The following is a 15,334-nucleotide window of genomic DNA, read 5'->3' on the forward strand; positions in this document are numbered from 1 at the left end:
TGATAGGACGATCGGAAGATTAATGTCAGGTCGTTATATGTTCGTGCGGCGGCTGCATTCTGGCGTCGAATATGAAAAGGTGCTAAACAACAACTTGGCAAAACTTCGTTTGTGGAACGAAGCGTATCCAAATCATGAGTCTTGGATTAGAAACGTAATAACAGGCCTCAAAGAAGACGACTATGCACGGATCGCCTATGGAGCGTTTGTCTTACTCGACGATGAGGACAAGCAGTCCATTTCGCTAGCGGCTTCGATGATTCTAACCAAGAAAGCTTTCACTCCTTACCTCGAGATAAAGAACCTTTCAATCTTGGATAATGAGTTGAGCAAGTCCATCAAAGACAGCCCCGACTACAGCCGTTTCCGTGAGCAGTGTATCGAAGATCTTTTGCTGGAAGCCGTGAGGTTTGCGGAAGCGAGAGGTTACGAAAAGCTGGTTTCAGAGGTATTTAACAATCGTCAATTAAATGGGGAAATTATTTCTCAAATGGTGCGCTTTGGGTTCAGCTTGGACGGCAGCCACGCTCGAAAGCATAGGCTAACGGACAGCACTGTGTATTTGTCGAGGGAAGTTGAACAAATCTATTCACTTGATCCTTACGACAACATGGCAAGCGCAAAGTGGATATTGACTCAAGTGATGCCTGGCTTCGAAAAACTAGAGCAGACCAAAGTTGATTTTGTTTGCGACGATGGAACGAAATTTAGCGGATTTGGTTTTACTGTATCTGTAAGGAATTTTCAAACGAACCCAAAGGCAAAGTTTAATCGAGATGAGATCATAATCTGTGTGCCAGAAATAGCTTCGAGCAGGCTGACTTGTAACCTTTCTCACATTAACTCGGACTACGACTTAAGAAAAATTTCCTATGTACTCGACTTCCAGCGCTCAACCAACTTGTTGCGGTCGATTAGTCAGTACTTAAAGGCAGAAAGTGTACAAGCTGAGTATCTCGACCGAGCAGAAATTGATCGAGTTCTGCTGGGTGATGCTTTGGGGCGAAGCGCACGTTTGAGTGAAGAGCATTTGCAGCTGCCGTACGATCAAGTAAACGGGATGATTGTGTCGTCCAACCCGAGACGCATTGAAGGACGAAAGACAAGCTCGATTCTCTCTCATGGTAAATATCCGGTATATATTCAATTAGGCCCTCGTGGACGGTACCTTTTCGAGGAGCAATACCTTGTGTTTACTTATACTTTTGACGACGAGTTAAATCCATACGAAGAGAGGGGCTGTAGGATTTGGGGCATTGGACGCATTGAGCGTACTTATTTCGTCGATATCGATCAGGAGCGAATGAAGCTAAGGGGATTAGGTGACCAGAACTCGGAGCGATACTCAGACGCTGAAGTACTTTTTGAGAACCTCGAGGCAGTTTTTGAAGAAGGCACTCACGAGATTATATGGAACAAGGAGCAGTTTTCTCAGCACAACAACTACAATGCTTCTAACCAAGCGGTCGGCATTTCTCTCGATCAATTTTATGATCTAAGTGGAGCTGGTCTATCTATTCCAGTAGAAAGCCTAAAAACTACAAGTATAAGGAAGAAACTCCTAGCGGAAGACAGTGCTGTCTATCTCAGTGCTGTTGAAGTCGATTCACTTTTGAATTTGGTAACGTCAGAGCCTGTTGTTCCTGCTTCTGGTGCTGGCATGGAGGGCCTTCGGTCAGTTATCCTATCAAAGACTCCTACTTTACAGTATTGTCACTCATCGCCCTCCAACAGAGACAAGTTATTTAACAATCACAGCACTTTAACCGAGTTTTTTCAATCGTCCTTTGACTTTCTTGAACCAGTACCTGTACTTTCTTACAATAGATTGTTGACAGCTATGCGTGTCCGATCCGAGATTTCTGTCTTGGCAGCGCACATTACCAGCAGCAATGTTCTTGAGTTGGTTAGCGAAGAGCCTGACCAACGCGCCGTTCCGATTGGAATAGAGGAGTTCGTTCAGGCTGTCGGGGAGACAGGCTTCGCGCCAAAGCTCAGCGTGTTGCTTTGCTGCAATTCGACCGAGTATGCGCGAAAGATATCTGAAGCGGGTGGATTTGCAGTCGGATTCGAAGGCCTTTTGCACGAGACGATCCCTCCGACGCTTATTCAAAGACTGCTCAAAGATGTTCAGGGCAAAACCGTGCTGTCTGAGTTCGATTTAAGGACATCGCTTCAAGGTCTAAGCCTCGAACATGTGGGTAAGTTCAACTTCAATTTATTCCACGAAGGACAAACGCTATGCTAGATGGATACTCATGGCTTAATGTACCTCAGCCAACCCTGAAACCCTTTGCACTTTTGACCAAAAGCAAAAGGAGTGGTTTAAATCTGTTTAAGAGTCAGCCTGTAACCGTTGTCCACTCCGACATACGGGCTTTGTTGCCTTCGAGCTCTGGCGGCGTGCCCCCAAGCACTGATGGCGGTCAGGTTCTATTGACTGACGCGACATTCAAGTACGGCTTTGATGGTAAAGCGACCGCCGGGGTGCCTTTGGTTTCTGGGGTTGATGGCGCAAGCATCAAAGGGAACCTAGGTGTGCAATGGATATATATTTACAAATTCAAGACTTTGGTAACAGAGTCAATTGTCGATAGGATCTCTTTCAGGAGGGAATTGAGCGAGAGCTTTTCAAAAGAATTCGGCAGAGAAAACTATGAGACAATCAAAGGTGGCCGGGCTTTTGTTATTACAGATTTGGTGCTCTGTAGCAGCTTCGAGGTGCGGAAAATTCGAACCAGTGAAGCAGGTATTGAAGCTCATGGGCCTTCTATGACGCAATTTGAGGTCAGTGCTGGAATGGAGAGTTCATCAGATTTGGTGCTAAATTACTCTGAGACTGTCGGAACTGCTGTGGCGTTTAAGGTATGCGAATTGGTCTACGATCCTACAGAACGAATTGTACGGATTGGTGACGACAGCATCCAAACCTACAGAGGTTCCAGTTCAAAGTCGACTGACGCTCCATCAGGTATTTTTGAACCGCTTGTTTTGCTTGATTCGCCATAACGCGCATTGAAAACCCACTTCTGTATGGCCGTTAGACAATCCAGTCCCGAAAGCGGATTCAAAAAGCAGACATTGGCGCAGCCGCAGCGAAAGAGCGTTTCGTCCGCGTTGTGCGAGTTTGACCCGCATCAGGTTTCGCTGTCGCGGCGAATGTCGGCAGTGCGGGCTGCGTCCGCAGCATTGCGAAGGTAAGTCGAATGTCCGGTATGGGCCGTCCTTGCGGATGGCCGTGCGCCTGTGGTTTGAACATGCTGCGATCGATCTAATGGCGGGTGTGAGCCCAATTTGACCGATGCTGCACTGTGGACCAACGTCGGCTTATCTGGCATCTGCCAAAAACGTGACAGAATCAAATTTAGTTTCGCCAAAGGTTTGTGGCACAAGATACTTGAACTATTTCGTTCGCTGGCTCGCTTGTGACAAAAACGACCGTTTTTGACGGAGTCAACATCTGCAAAGCAGACCTTGGCGCAGCCGCAGCCAATTGGAACTTCGTCCCGCGATGTGTGAGTTCGACCTGACCCAGATAGTGCGATTGCCGCTAATGTCGGCTATGCAGGCTGCGATCGTAGAATGTCCGAGGGATGGTCAATGTCTGCTTGAGCCGAAGACGTCGTTGCCAGATCGCGGCGCAAAGACTTTGGCCTACCATTGGCAACAACGAATATGTACGAGCCGGATGCGGAGCTTTCGGGTGTCAGGCGTAGGTGGCCTAAGGATTGGTGAGCTAGGGGAGGGGCGATCAGTTGGTCAGTAACGCTGCATACATGGACAATTGAAGAGAATTTCTTTTATCGCGTTGTCCAGCTTTCATGCATCCCTTCTCTTCAACGATGCGCAAAGCCGAGAGAAATTCGATTGAGCCAACACCTTATGTGGGCGCCGACGTCGACCCGCATCAGGGAATTCTACCACCTTGGCTCATTTGGTCTGAAGGGCCTCGAGATCAGGATTGTCGCGCGAAAACTCAACGTAGCGGTCTAGGTCATTTTTCAGGAAAACTGATCCGCAAGCGATACCATCAGAACGAAACTGACTGATGCCTGCTTTTCTGAGGCGGGCAGACAGTGTGCGGCTCGGCTGACCCATCCGATTGGCCAAGAGCTTAAGGGTTGTGAACTTACCGTGGAACTCGAGAGCGTCGGCTTCCGTGATATATTCGATGACGGTGGCCGTTTGCGGATTGAACTTTGGAGTCGAGGGCGTTGCGCCACATTTGACCAACGCACGCATACCACCATCGCGATGAAGCCCCACCATGCGCGCGAACTCGGCTACCGTTGGATCTGAGGGGCGCTCCGGTCGAACCGCCGCGTCGATATCTGACTTTCGTACGAAGACAGAAGCGTAACCGCTAAGATCTGGGCAATGACCCGTTCTAATCTTTCCCTTACGGATAGCGGCGACGATTTGCTCGATGGGAACACGTGCGCGCAGCGCGGCTTGATATATGTGCTCCCATTCGGTTTCGTCGATGCTCACTTCCTCTGCATCGGAAGTAAGTTCTGCAATTAGCGAAAGACCCTCTTCCGGGTCCCATGGCGACTTCAGCGGCTCTGCTTCGTCAAACCGGGTCAACAGACCGCCCTCGACAAGCGCATCGAATTGCTTGCGAGTTGTGTTCATGCGGCGTCGCATTTCGATGGGTCCCACCAGGCGTGAAATCTTCGCAAGGACCGGTACCGCACTTTGAGCATCAAACGTGAGGCGGGAACACGGGCGAGGATCATCAACCTCTATGAGCCCCTTAGCTGAGAGCAGGCGCCTTGTGAGTCGTGTGCCGAGGTCCACGCTCGAAGCTGCTGTCGTCACAGAATGTACTCGGCGTTGGGAGATTGCCTTTCCAAGAACAATGTCACCGGGTGCGACCGCCCATCTGTCTAAAATGACTTCTCGCATGATGTTTCGAAAAAGATCGCAATCAGGGTCCTCAAGTGTATCCCTCGCAAGCCAGGAATAAAGCTTTCCAAATGCTTTTTGGGGTTCGTCCAGATGTCCATTTGCAAGCTCAACCAAGTGGACCAGAGCCTTGGATGCAGCGTCCTCATCATGTTTGACGGCATCAAATCCAAAGCTTCGCCCCTCAAGAACTTTATCGTCAGCAAGCGGAGCATGATCCTCAAGACGGAGTAACTCTGAGCTCAGGAGACGTACAAATGCAGCCGCATTCGCCAGACTGGTTTGGCGAAGCCAAGTTGGGTCTTCACCGGTTTCCAGGCGGTTGTCGAGCCAACGGTCATATTCTGTGATCGCAACTTTTTCCTTCGTCAGATCGCCGGTAGCCAGTCGCTCATTCAATCTTTGCATCTGTGTTGTCAGATCATACCTCGTGGAAAGCGGACCTTCAGTCCAAAGTGGCTCGAGAGGCTTGGAGTGCCGTAGGCAAATCGCGACATGGCGTAGGTGCCAGTCGCCGCGCAGTGCCATACTGTTCGCTGGCGACTTCGGCGTCAGCGCGGCGTCCTCCTTCAGACAGGTAAGGCAACCTCTAATGGTTGGGTTTCTCAAAGCACGTGATACGACCTCGGCGCCGCGAAAGTGAATTCGAACTTTGCCGATGGGCTTGCCACTCCATGAGACAAGCTCGCGAACTGCATCTTCTGACAGGCCGTGAAGCTCTTGGATGCGCCTGACAGCTCGATCTTCAGCATTCACAATGGATCTAACCCCAAGGCCCATTTCGTTGGCAAAAACTGTGAAGGGCAGCCCGTGCATCGATGCAGAGCGTGAAAAGAGCGAAATCAGAGTTTCACGATGTCGTGACGTAGCGGGGTTGAATAGCATGGTTCTTCTCGGGCACATCAGGTAGGAAAACGGCCGTTCGGGCTTGAAGGTGAATCAATCTTACGAGCGGTTGGCTAGATTTTCGAGAGCTATGCTGGGCAATTCACTTTGCAACTCTGCCGCCTGCACGGACTGGTGATCGCGTTCTGAAGATCAGAAGGCCCTAAAAGACGTCATATGTCGAACTGATGTGGTGGCGTGGGCGTTGTGCCAAGGGAACTCAATTATGGATGATCGCGCTCATTGGCTCTCGTTGTCGTTACGCCTGCCAGTTGAGGGCGTTAATGAGTATTTCGCTTCGGAAGAGGCGTGCGAAAACCGTCTCCACGAGATCCGTTGGCCAAATGGACCGATTTGCCCCGCGTGTTCGAAAAAAAACTTTGCTCGAATAAAGGCGCGAAAACCTTACTCTTGCCGTGAATGCAAAACGCAGTTTTCAATCACCTCAGGCACCGTTCTTCACGGACAGCGTTTGGGATTGAAGACGTACCTTTGCCTTGCAGAACAAATCGTCCAGAGTAAAACCCGCGGGTCTTTGCCGACTGTGCATGGAACCAAAGAACGATACGGTATCGCCTATGCGACTGCATTCAGGATACGTAATTTGGTGCGCAAGGATCTGTCGCTAGAGAATGGCGGACTTCTCGGATGCTGTATTTGCGTAAATGAACTCGATTTCCCACAAGATATTGATCCTACGTCCGATGATTACCTCCGTTGGCTTCTCACCGTGCAACAGAGACGTCGCTGGCAGATGCTCGGAATTGAGTAAAGTAGATAGCTCGTCCACACCCTAGTTTGGCGAACTTGCCGATCGCTCTTCCGGAAGCCAAATCCTCGTCCTAATTGCCCTTCAAAGAACGATGCCAAACTCAGTACCTGGGTCCTTTGGCGTCGGTTTGTGGATGAGAAAGAAGCCACTTTGGCGTGCGAATTTGAATAGGAGGAAGGGTTTCAACCTGTTGATATAAAATAAGAATTGACTCGACACGCCGCGCGATGAACGTTTCTCGGCGACCCCGCATCTCACATGGTCGATTTCACGGCAGAGGTGCGGAAACAAAAAACGGCGCGCCAAAAGGCGCGCCGAACAAGGCGGGGCTGATGCCCGATAACCCTTGCCAGCGTAGAGACCAAAAATGGTCCAGGCAAGCGCAATGTCGGCTCCGCAGAACGTAACAGTAAACACCTGAAAGAGTGATCTTTCGGAAACGGAGAAGTCATGCCCTACCCAATGGACTGGGACCCAACACCAGTAAAAACAAAAAAGTTGCCACCGCTTAAGGTGCCCGCTCCCCTCGGTGTTCTTCCGTACAGAGGCGCGCGAAACCCCATGACACGGAGCAATGCCGCGCATCGTGTTTCCCTTGCCATGTCGACGCCCGCAACAAAGGGGCAGCCGCAGATTTATCATTTTGAGTCCGAGGGTGAATTCTCTGTTGCCCTGGAAGCGTCGCTTGATCCTGACTTTCATGGATTGGAGGTTCTGCTACCACCCATCCGTTACCCATGGAGATACAACAAACGGGGGTACCGCGATCACTATTTCGATCTGCGGATCACCATGAATGACGGCTACCGGATTGCCGCATACGTCAAGAACGGTAAGGGTTTGCGAACTGAGCGCGTGCAGGAAGAGATTGACGCTATTTTCTCTTGTGTCGATGACCGTTTCGCGGACGAGACCATTGTCGTGAATACAGACAATTACTCGCGCGCCCGTCGCGATAATCTGCGGCGAATGTGGTACCTTCACGGGTTGAAAAACCCGAGCGATGACGAAGCCGTTTCCGAGATTGCCCATAGAGTGTCGTTTTGGCTCATGTCAGACCTCATTGATCAATGTCCGCTTCCCCGAGTGAACGCTTGGAGGTCCTGTATGCGCCTCATCGCTCAGGGGGTTTTGGAGGCCGATTGGGATGCGGTTATCAATCGCCATTCTCGGGTGTGGCTGGCGGAATGACCTATCGCCCCAAATACAAGGTGACAGACGGATCGGATTTGATACTTGACGGGCATACATGGCGCGTCGAGGTGAAAGACCGTGACGGATATCTTGTATCTGGGGCAGATGGAGAACAGACCACCCTTGGCTACCAGCGTGTCGATCGTGCGATCGAGAATAATAAGTGTGAAGTCATCACGCCGAAGGAGGCCGAGAACCAACGGCAGCTCCTAGAGTTCACTGGTGGCTTTGGAAACATCGATCAAACTCCTGACATTGAGCAACGAAACGCGCGCGCCCGCCAAGCATTGATTATGGCTATGGATCGCCTCGAAAAAGAGGGCCAGAAGCTCACACACCGGTACCTCGACCGGGTTCCTGTTCGCAAAGCCCTTTACCGTTCAGCAATTGAAATTTCGGGCGACGTGAGCTTGTTCGCTGACGTGAACATCGGTCCTACCCGTCGAAGTGGCGACGAGCCGGAGACGGTAGTTCCCAAGGGGCGGACCTTGGCAAAGCTGCGAGAGCTATACATTCGTTTTAACCGCAACCCGGTCGTTCTGATTAATCGTCACAACAAGAAGGGCGTTCACGATCCAGAGCGCGCCTGCAAGCTATCAGAATGGCAGAAGAGCGTTGTTCGCTACATTCTCGGTGCGTTCCAGTCTCCCTCCAAAATTGACCTGGCACGGCTTTATCGACTTGCCTGCGCGAAGCTTCAGGTGCCCGAAGAAGAAGCCGTTCGAAATGTTGGGCATCCCTCTATCACCACTGTCCGAAATTGGTTGGCTGGTGTTCCTTCGCTGGCTCAGCAAATCGGCCGCAACGGGCTCCGTCACACCAAGAACACGGCTGGTGGTGGCGCGACTGAAATCAGAGCATTTATGTTCGGCGAGCGTGCAGCGATGGATCAGGCGTATCTGTCTATATTTGTCGACACGACCGGTAAGATCAAAGCGAAGATCATCAAGGCAGAGGATGCATCTAAAGCTTTCGAGGAAGGCGAACTGATCAGGATTTGGTTGCACGTGATGATTGATGTCGCGACTAGGCTTCCGCTCGGTTGGATCATTTCGGAAACTGCCCATTCAGATCAATCCATGGCACTGTTGCGAATGGCGACACGCGACAAGTCTCGCGAGGTGGTGAAGTACAAGTGCCGCCAAGAAGCCGCTCCGCCCGCTGGCCTTCTCATGACCGTTGCTGATAATGGGAGCGCGACACGCAACGGACCGGTGTACGCCGCGCAGATGGGCATGGGCACCGTGGCGCAACTAGGTCGTACACACCATTCGAATGACAATACTCATATCGAACGGCTGATTGGCTCGATCGAGTGGGACGTCTTGCGTTTCGAAAAGGGCTATGTCGGTGGTCGACCAGGCGCTCTTCCTGGCGCGGATCCCGTCGCGGATGCCCGTCTGACACCCAATGATGTTATGGCGGTAATTACTCGATATCTGGTGGATGAATACGCTCACACGGAGCACCGGGGTACAGGCATGTTCAAGGCAACTCCGTGGGAAAAATTCGAGCAGACAATTGAAGATTACGGCCCGATAGAGCCTCCAAGCCCGGAAGCGCGGCGGTTGTATTTAGGTTACAAGAAGACCGTGAGTACGACGTCTGAAGGCGTTCTGTTCAGCCATTTACCATACAATTCTCATGAACTGCTGAAGTTTCATGATGATACGCCAAAAAAGGTCAACGTCTATCTTGACCCAGATTTCATTGATGAAGTCACGGTTCAGCCCGTGCGCGGCAAGAAGATCATCAAAGCCGAACTCTCCATGACGGCATTGAAAGACCTGACATTCGAAGAGGCCGCCAAGGTAATGTCGGATGCGGCCCAAGGCAATCCGGATAGGCGCAGGATCAATGACGAGATGGTCAGACAGGCAAGGCGCGATCGCGTCGATCTTTCAGGTATGCTGCCCGATCCTAATCTGCCAGAAAGCTACCGGACCTTGGCGCAACTCGAGAAAAAGGCCGAGGCGCTTACGCATGTCGGCTTCGAGCCCGATCGGTCCTACTCGAAAGCTGTGGCGCCAGGGACGATTACGAAGCGGCGTAAGCCCAAGCCCTTCGCCATCGAGAGAACAGAGGCGCACAAAGATCGCACGGATCCAGGTGTCTCCGGGCGGTTGAAACCTATCACGGAAAGCAAACTATGAGCTCGTTCATCATCCCCGAAATCGTGAATTCCGCTGAGACATTTAACGGAAAGCTCTTTCCTCTTCCGCGTGCCGCGCAGCTTGAAAGAGTTTTCGCTGAAATGTTCAGCCGGCACTTGGGAAACTTGCGGGGAGGGGATTACTTCGAGTCCGAGGTGTTGGTCGTCACGGGGAAAAGTGGCGCCGGCAAATCTACGGAGATCATGAATCTTCTTAAAAACTTCAATACAAGTGGTGCGATGCTGCCCACCGGGCAGCCAGTTCGCATGGTTGCTTGTGAACTCAACCGCAAGGATAATTGGAAGGTACTTGGACAAAAGACCCTCACGAACATGCGCTATCCAGTGTCCGATAGGGCACGCCTTACTCAGCCCGAAACTTGGGCCCGTGTTGTACAACAGGGAGCGGAGCACGGTGTCATCGGGATCAACTACGATGAGATGCAGCATATTCTTGCCAAAAAGAGCGAAGAAGCGCTCGAGGCAGAACTCGACTCTTTCAAGTCAATTCTGAAGTCCAAACGCTGGCCATTCCTGCTCATACTGTCTGGGCTACCAGAGATCAACGAACCGGTGCGCGTGTTCGAGCAGCTTTGTCGAAAGGTTACCTACATCCATTTCGAGGATATCGACTACGATAAGGAAGAGATCACTGTGCAGGAAATCGTGACAAGTTATGCGATGAAGGTCGGCCTTCAGGTCGAAGATGACCTGAACACGCGAGACTTCATCCATCGCCTGACCACTGCGGCTGCGTTTCGGTGGGGTCTTGTCTGCGAGATCACGACCAAGGCAGTCGAACGTGCCTTAGTCGCACAGTCACCGCATCTGACGAAAGATCACTTTGTTGATGCGTGGGTCATGAAGACAAATGTGAACAGGGCAGCTACGCCCTTCACACATGATAACTACGCGACATTGTTCCGCAGGGAGCAACCGTTCCACGCTTCCCTCACCACCTAAATCGGCCCCCGATTAGATTTGACAAGAACCCGCGCCCGGCGCGGGTTTTTTCGTTCTTGATGCGGGCTCCCAACTTTTTTCGATTTTTTCAATTTTTTTTCTGCGCATGCTTCTGGTTGGCTGCGCATGCTTCATGTTTTCCGCCGTCTTGGAGTGGTGGAAAAAGTGGCGTACTTTCAGAGTCCTACTCATTTGCTTGTCAGAGGGGTATCCTTCATCTGCGCACGCTTCTGCGTTTTCTTGCTGGGGATATGGGTCGCCCCGCGTGTCAGCCAGGTGACCATGTCAGTTTGCATATCGTGGAGTGGGCCATGTCAAAGCGGTTGATTGCCGGGTTTTGGGACGCGATGGCGTCAAATGATTTCACACATGCAAGCACGTGGCTGCACCCCGAGTTTGAATATTACATGCCCCAGACCCGCGAATATTTGCGCGGCCGTACCGCGTTTGCCGCGTTGAACGACGCATACCCGACGGAAGGAACGTGGGTCTTTGCGGTGCGGTCGATCGTGGCTGACGGCGACGCTGTTGTGTCGGATGTCGAGGTGACGGACGGCACGGTTGAAGCGCGCGCCGTCACGTTTCACACCGTTAAAGACGGCCTGATCCTGCGCCAAAAGGAGTATTGGCCGGATCCTTACCCGGCGCCGGGCTGGCGCGCGCCGTGGCGCCAGATTGTGGACGCCCCGCCGTTCTAAGGCAGCGTGCCGTCATTTGGTGACCGGGTTGGACAGGCAAAGGCCAGACCAATTCAACCAAAGACAAGTCCGCCGTCGACGATCAGGTTTTGCCCCGTCACGGCGCGCGCCCACGGGCTGGCGAAAAACAGGACCGCATCTGCGGCCTCGTCCGGGGTGGTCACGGACCGGAGCGGTGTGCTGCCTGCGATCAGGTCGAACACGGCGTCCGGCGTTGCGGCACTGGCGTCCGTCGTGCGCAGCAGGCCGCCCGAGACCATGTTGACCGTGATGCCTTTTGGCCCCAGTTCAGCCGCGGCGGTGCGGGTCAGCGCCAGAAGCGCTGCCTTGGCCGAGGTGTAGTCATGGTAGGGCACCACCGGGTTTTGCACCAAGTTGGTGCCGATGGTGATGATCCGGCCGAAACCGGCCTGCTCCATGGCCGGTGCCGCAGCCTGGATCACGTTCAGCGCGCCGATCACTGCGGTGTCGTGCTGTGCCAGAAGCGCCTTGGGTGAAAGCGTGTAGAGCGTGTCGCGGGCGTCGCCATTGAAGCTGTAGTCGGCGAGCGCGTTGTGCACGACCGTTGTGATCGGACCGAAGGTGTCTTTGGCGGTGTCGATCATGGTGCGGATCTGATCGGCGTCCGTGATGTCTGCCTGGATCGCCTGCGCGCGTGGGCCAAGCTTGGATGCGAGCGTTTTGGCCTGTGTCCGGCTGTTGCGGTAGTTGAGGATGACCTGCGCCCCTTCGCGCGCGAAGGCGGTGGCGATGGCCGCACCGAGGCCGCGGCCTGCGCCGGTGACAAGGACGGTTTGCTGGTCGAGGGGGAGGGTCATGCGCGGTCTTTCCAGAGGGTGTGAAAGTGGTGGACGGGGCCGTGCCCGTGGCCCACGGACAGGGCGTCCGCCGCGGCGATGGCGCCTGCGACGTAGGTTTTGGCAGCCGCGACCGCCTGCGGCAGCGGGGTACCGTGTCCGATCTGAGCGGCGAGCGCTGATGACAGTGTGCAGCCGGTGCCGTGCGTGTTCTTGCCCGGCGTGCGGGGGCCGTCGAACCAGTGCAGGTTGCCGTCTGCACACAGCACGTCCGGGCTGTCCGGGCTCTCCAAGTGCCCGCCCTTGACCAGCGCGGCCTTGGGCCCGAGCGCTGTCAGCGCCTGGGCTTGTGCGGCCATTTCGTCGCGGTTGGTGGCGATGGGTTGGTCCAGCAAGTGGGCCGCTTCGGGCAGGTTCGGCGTGATGAGCGTGGCGCGGGGCACGAGCCTGTCGCGCAGGGTGTCCATGGCGTCAGGGTGCAGGAGCGGGGCGCCGCCCTTGGCGATCATCACCGGGTCCAGCACGACGGGCACCTCTGGATGTGCTGCAAGCGCGTCGGCGACGGCGCTGGCAATCTGGGCACTGGCGATCATGCCGATCTTTATGGCGTCGACGCGGATATCGTCGAAGACGGCCTTGATCTGCGCCGCGACGAAGGTTGGGGGAACGGTTTCGACGCCGCTGACCCCTTGGGTGTTTTGCGCTGTAAGGGCTGTGAGCGCGGCCATGCCGTAGGCGCCATTGGCGGCGAACGCCTTGAGGTCGGCTTGGATACCGGCACCGCCCGAGGGGTCGGAGCCTGCGATGGACAGGACGTTCGGGATCATGTGTGTGCCTCCAGTTCGGTGCGCAGGGTGCGTGCGGCAGCTTCGGGATCTGGTTGACCGCAGATGGCGGAGACCACCGCGATGCCGTTGCAACCCGCGGTCAGGACATTGGCGGCGTGCCCCCGTTTCAGGCCACCGATGGCGACCGTGGGGCAGGGCGACAGGGCGGTTAGTGTTGCCAGCCCGTCGAAGCCGATGGCGGGTTTGTGGTCTGTTTTCGTGTCTGTCGGGAACACGGTGCCGAGGCCGAGGTAGTCCACCAGCGCCGGGTCGGCGGCCCGGACGTGGTTGGCGGTATCGCAGGACAGCCCCACCAGCTTGTCCGGTCCGAGCCGGGCACGGGCGTCGGTGGGTGAGACGTCGCCTTGGCCGATATGCACGCCGTCCACGTCTGCAGCGATGGCCGCATCGAGGTCGTCATTGATGACCAGCGGCACGGGCGTGTCCCTGAGCGCGTGTTTCAGCGCTCGGGCGAGGGCGGTGCGGTCTGCGGTGGTGGCCGTTTTGTCGCGCAATTGGACGAAGCTGACACCGCCGCGGACGGCTGCGGTCACTGTTTCGATCAGGCCGTGGTGGGCGCAGAGCGCGCGGTCAGTGACGAGGTAGAGTGAGAGTGATTTGGGATCTAGGACCATGTCACACGCCCTTCATCCAGATCACCGGGTTGGATCAAGTGCAGGTGATCGAGGAAGTGGAGGGAGAAGCTGCCGGGGCCGGACGCAACCTTGCCCGCCTGTTCCCCGGCTTCTGCGAAATGGGTCAGGGCCGCCACGGTCGCCTCAAGCGGGGGTGTTACGGCGGCGTAGGCCCCGGTGAGCGCGGTCAGGGCGCAGCCCAGGGCGGTGATCTTTGGCATCATGGCATCGCCGCCTGTGATCTCAGCCTGCCGGGTGCCGTCCGTGACGAAGTCCACCGGCCCGGTGATAGCAACGACGCATCCGTGCGTGGTGGCAAGCGTGATTGCGCTGTCCTTGGCGGCTGCGACCTCATCCCCGCTGTCGGCCCCTTTCCCCGCGCCGCCCGCGCCGGACAGGGCCATGATTTCAGAGGCGTTGCCGCGCAGGATCGTGGGCTTGAACCCCAGCAACTGGCGGGCTGCGTCGCCGCGATAGGGCGTCGCAAAATGTGCGACCGGGTCCAGAACCCAGGGCACAGACGCGGTGTTTGCCGAACCCGCGGCCTTGAGCATGGCCGTGAGCCACGGGGGAGAAAGCGTACCGATGTTGATGGTCAGAGCGCCGCAGATGGGCGTGAAATCCGCGACCTCTTCTTCCGCATGGATCATCGCGGGTGAGGCGCCCGCCGCCAGCATTACATTGGCGGCGATGTTCATGGCCACGTAGTTGGTCATGCAGTGCACGAGGGGGGCCTGCGTGCGCAGGGCGTCAAGGGCGGCGTTTGGTGTCATCGCGTCGGTCCACTTCACTTGGCGGACAGGACGCACCGGGGCGCTGGGCACCGGTTCAACCTCCCTCCGCCAGCATTATCTGGTTCAGGTTCGAAGGGTACGTCTCAGCCTTGCGGCGCCCCTGGCTATGAGTTGGAGATAGGGAGGATGCCCGTGTTGTCCAAGTGAAAAATGCGGGCCGTCAGAGACCGTCCCTGGCGATCCGTGTGGCAAGATCGACCAGCAGCTGCGCGCGGGCCTGCGCGACCGAGGCCGGTGCGCCGTCTGCGACCGGGGTCGACAGCTCGAAGAGATGGGCATGGTCGCGGCCCCGCCCATCAAGATCGACCACGTAGTATTGCCCGGAGATGCGCAGCCGGTCGGCCACGACACTCAGGTCTTCCACCCGCACCTCGACCCGACCGGACGCGAAGCCGTCAAAGGGCCAGGGTTCGGACGCCACGCGCCGCCCCGTGATCTCGGCCAGGTGCCGGGTCAGGGCAAGGGTCATGGCGCGCGTCGGTTCATCCGCCCAAAGCGTGTCGGACAGGACCAGGAGATCACCGTCGTTCGCCGTGATCTCGTCCCGCGCGGCGTAGGCGGGCAGCGAGATATCAGCGACTTCGATGCTGGCAAAGCGCGAGGCGATACGCTCTTGGGCGACCAGCTTGGGCGAGGCCACGAACTGATCCGGGCTGCCGCAGGCGACGGCAAGGGAAAGGGCAATAAAGCCGATGACATTTCGCATGAG

General features: G+C 55.4%; 13 protein-coding genes and 1 riboswitch. Of the genes, 7 read left to right on the forward strand and 6 right to left on the reverse strand.

Annotation, left to right across the window (positions count from 1 at the left end; all coding sequences use genetic code 11):
- Window positions 1–22 precede the first annotated feature (22 nt).
- The gene (locus tag BWR18_RS00130; RefSeq protein WP_076626096.1) at window positions 23–2,248 is read left to right on the forward strand and encodes a hypothetical protein; all 2,226 of its coding nucleotides are present in this window, start codon (window positions 23–25) and stop codon (window positions 2,246–2,248) included.
- Window positions 2,242–3,009, forward strand: coding sequence for a hypothetical protein (locus tag BWR18_RS21495; protein ID WP_157598605.1), 768 nt, complete (start codon window positions 2,242–2,244; stop codon window positions 3,007–3,009). Before BWR18_RS00130 ends, BWR18_RS21495 begins: the two co-directional genes overlap by 7 nt.
- 921 nt (window positions 3,010–3,930) lie before the next feature.
- Here BWR18_RS21495 and BWR18_RS00135 read toward each other — a convergent pair.
- On the reverse strand, window positions 3,931–5,793 hold the full coding sequence (locus BWR18_RS00135; protein ID WP_076626097.1) for a TniQ family protein: 1,863 nt from the start codon (window positions 5,791–5,793) through the stop codon (window positions 3,931–3,933).
- A gap of 226 nt (window positions 5,794–6,019) precedes the next feature.
- Between BWR18_RS00135 and BWR18_RS00140 the strand changes: the two genes are divergently transcribed.
- The 5 genes from BWR18_RS00140 (at window position 6,020) to BWR18_RS00160 (ending at window position 11,572) form a co-directional block, all read left to right on the forward strand.
- A complete protein-coding gene (locus BWR18_RS00140) occupies window positions 6,020–6,565 on the forward strand; it encodes a transposase (protein ID WP_076626098.1) in 546 nt (181 codons plus the stop codon).
- Between the two features lie 450 nt (window positions 6,566–7,015).
- Window positions 7,016–7,756, forward strand: a complete 741-nt coding sequence (locus BWR18_RS00145; RefSeq protein ID WP_076626099.1) for a hypothetical protein — start codon at window positions 7,016–7,018, stop codon at window positions 7,754–7,756.
- Window positions 7,753–9,912 (forward strand): hypothetical protein, encoded by a 2,160-nt coding sequence (locus tag BWR18_RS00150; RefSeq protein WP_076626100.1) that lies wholly within the window; start codon window positions 7,753–7,755, stop codon window positions 9,910–9,912. Before BWR18_RS00145 ends, BWR18_RS00150 begins: the two co-directional genes overlap by 4 nt.
- Window positions 9,909–10,874, forward strand: a complete 966-nt coding sequence (locus BWR18_RS00155; protein WP_076626101.1) for an ATP-binding protein — start codon at window positions 9,909–9,911, stop codon at window positions 10,872–10,874. The genes BWR18_RS00150 and BWR18_RS00155 overlap by 4 nt, the downstream gene beginning before the upstream one ends.
- A gap of 311 nt (window positions 10,875–11,185) precedes the next feature.
- Complete coding sequence (locus BWR18_RS00160) at window positions 11,186–11,572, forward strand: nuclear transport factor 2 family protein (protein ID WP_076626102.1); 387 nt, start codon at window positions 11,186–11,188, stop codon at window positions 11,570–11,572.
- 53 nt (window positions 11,573–11,625) lie between these two features.
- Here BWR18_RS00160 and BWR18_RS00165 read toward each other — a convergent pair whose 3' ends face one another.
- From BWR18_RS00165 to BWR18_RS00185, 5 genes are all read right to left on the reverse strand, one after another.
- Window positions 11,626–12,390, reverse strand: coding sequence for a 3-oxoacyl-ACP reductase (locus BWR18_RS00165; RefSeq protein ID WP_076626103.1), 765 nt, complete (start codon window positions 12,388–12,390; stop codon window positions 11,626–11,628).
- Window positions 12,387–13,196 (reverse strand): bifunctional hydroxymethylpyrimidine kinase/phosphomethylpyrimidine kinase, encoded by an 810-nt coding sequence (thiD, locus tag BWR18_RS00170; protein ID WP_076626104.1) that lies wholly within the window; start codon window positions 13,194–13,196, stop codon window positions 12,387–12,389. Before thiD ends, BWR18_RS00165 begins: the two co-directional genes overlap by 4 nt.
- Window positions 13,193–13,831 (reverse strand): thiamine phosphate synthase, encoded by a 639-nt coding sequence (gene thiE / locus BWR18_RS00175; RefSeq protein ID WP_076626105.1) that lies wholly within the window; start codon window positions 13,829–13,831, stop codon window positions 13,193–13,195. The genes thiD and thiE overlap by 4 nt, the downstream gene beginning before the upstream one ends.
- Window positions 13,822–14,604, reverse strand: a complete 783-nt coding sequence (gene thiM / locus BWR18_RS00180) for a hydroxyethylthiazole kinase (RefSeq protein WP_076630021.1) — start codon at window positions 14,602–14,604, stop codon at window positions 13,822–13,824. The genes thiE and thiM overlap by 10 nt, the downstream gene beginning before the upstream one ends.
- 44 nt (window positions 14,605–14,648) lie before the next feature.
- Window positions 14,649–14,737: riboswitch (TPP riboswitch) on the reverse strand.
- A 48-nt stretch (window positions 14,738–14,785) separates the two neighbouring features.
- Complete coding sequence (locus tag BWR18_RS00185; protein WP_076626106.1) at window positions 14,786–15,331, reverse strand: PqiC family protein; 546 nt, start codon at window positions 15,329–15,331, stop codon at window positions 14,786–14,788.
- Window positions 15,332–15,334 lie beyond the last annotated feature (3 nt).

The organism is Tateyamaria omphalii (assembly GCF_001969365.1).
GTDB classification, from domain to species: Bacteria; Pseudomonadota; Alphaproteobacteria; order Rhodobacterales; family Rhodobacteraceae; genus Tateyamaria; species Tateyamaria omphalii_A.

What these genes read in the sequence shown, in the direction of transcription:
- BWR18_RS00130 (WP_076626096.1), top strand. Translation starts at nt 23, where the DNA reads ATGTCAGGTCGTTATATGTTCGTGCGGCGGCTGCATTCTGGCGTCGAA.
- BWR18_RS21495 (WP_157598605.1), top strand. Translation starts at nt 2,242, where the DNA reads ATGCTAGATGGATACTCATGGCTTAATGTACCTCAGCCAACCCTGAAA.
- BWR18_RS00135 (WP_076626097.1), bottom strand. Translation starts at nt 5,793, where the DNA reads ATGCTATTCAACCCCGCTACGTCACGACATCGTGAAACTCTGATTTCG.
- BWR18_RS00140 (WP_076626098.1), top strand. Translation starts at nt 6,020, where the DNA reads ATGGATGATCGCGCTCATTGGCTCTCGTTGTCGTTACGCCTGCCAGTT.
- BWR18_RS00145 (WP_076626099.1), top strand. Translation starts at nt 7,016, where the DNA reads ATGCCCTACCCAATGGACTGGGACCCAACACCAGTAAAAACAAAAAAG.
- BWR18_RS00150 (WP_076626100.1), top strand. Translation starts at nt 7,753, where the DNA reads ATGACCTATCGCCCCAAATACAAGGTGACAGACGGATCGGATTTGATA.
- BWR18_RS00155 (WP_076626101.1), top strand. Translation starts at nt 9,909, where the DNA reads ATGAGCTCGTTCATCATCCCCGAAATCGTGAATTCCGCTGAGACATTT.
- BWR18_RS00160 (WP_076626102.1), top strand. Translation starts at nt 11,186, where the DNA reads ATGTCAAAGCGGTTGATTGCCGGGTTTTGGGACGCGATGGCGTCAAAT.
- BWR18_RS00165 (WP_076626103.1), bottom strand. Translation starts at nt 12,390, where the DNA reads ATGACCCTCCCCCTCGACCAGCAAACCGTCCTTGTCACCGGCGCAGGC.
- thiD (WP_076626104.1), bottom strand. Translation starts at nt 13,196, where the DNA reads ATGATCCCGAACGTCCTGTCCATCGCAGGCTCCGACCCCTCGGGCGGT.
- thiE (WP_076626105.1), bottom strand. Translation starts at nt 13,831, where the DNA reads ATGGTCCTAGATCCCAAATCACTCTCACTCTACCTCGTCACTGACCGC.
- thiM (WP_076630021.1), bottom strand. Translation starts at nt 14,604, where the DNA reads ATGACACCAAACGCCGCCCTTGACGCCCTGCGCACGCAGGCCCCCCTC.
- BWR18_RS00185 (WP_076626106.1), bottom strand. Translation starts at nt 15,331, where the DNA reads ATGCGAAATGTCATCGGCTTTATTGCCCTTTCCCTTGCCGTCGCCTGC.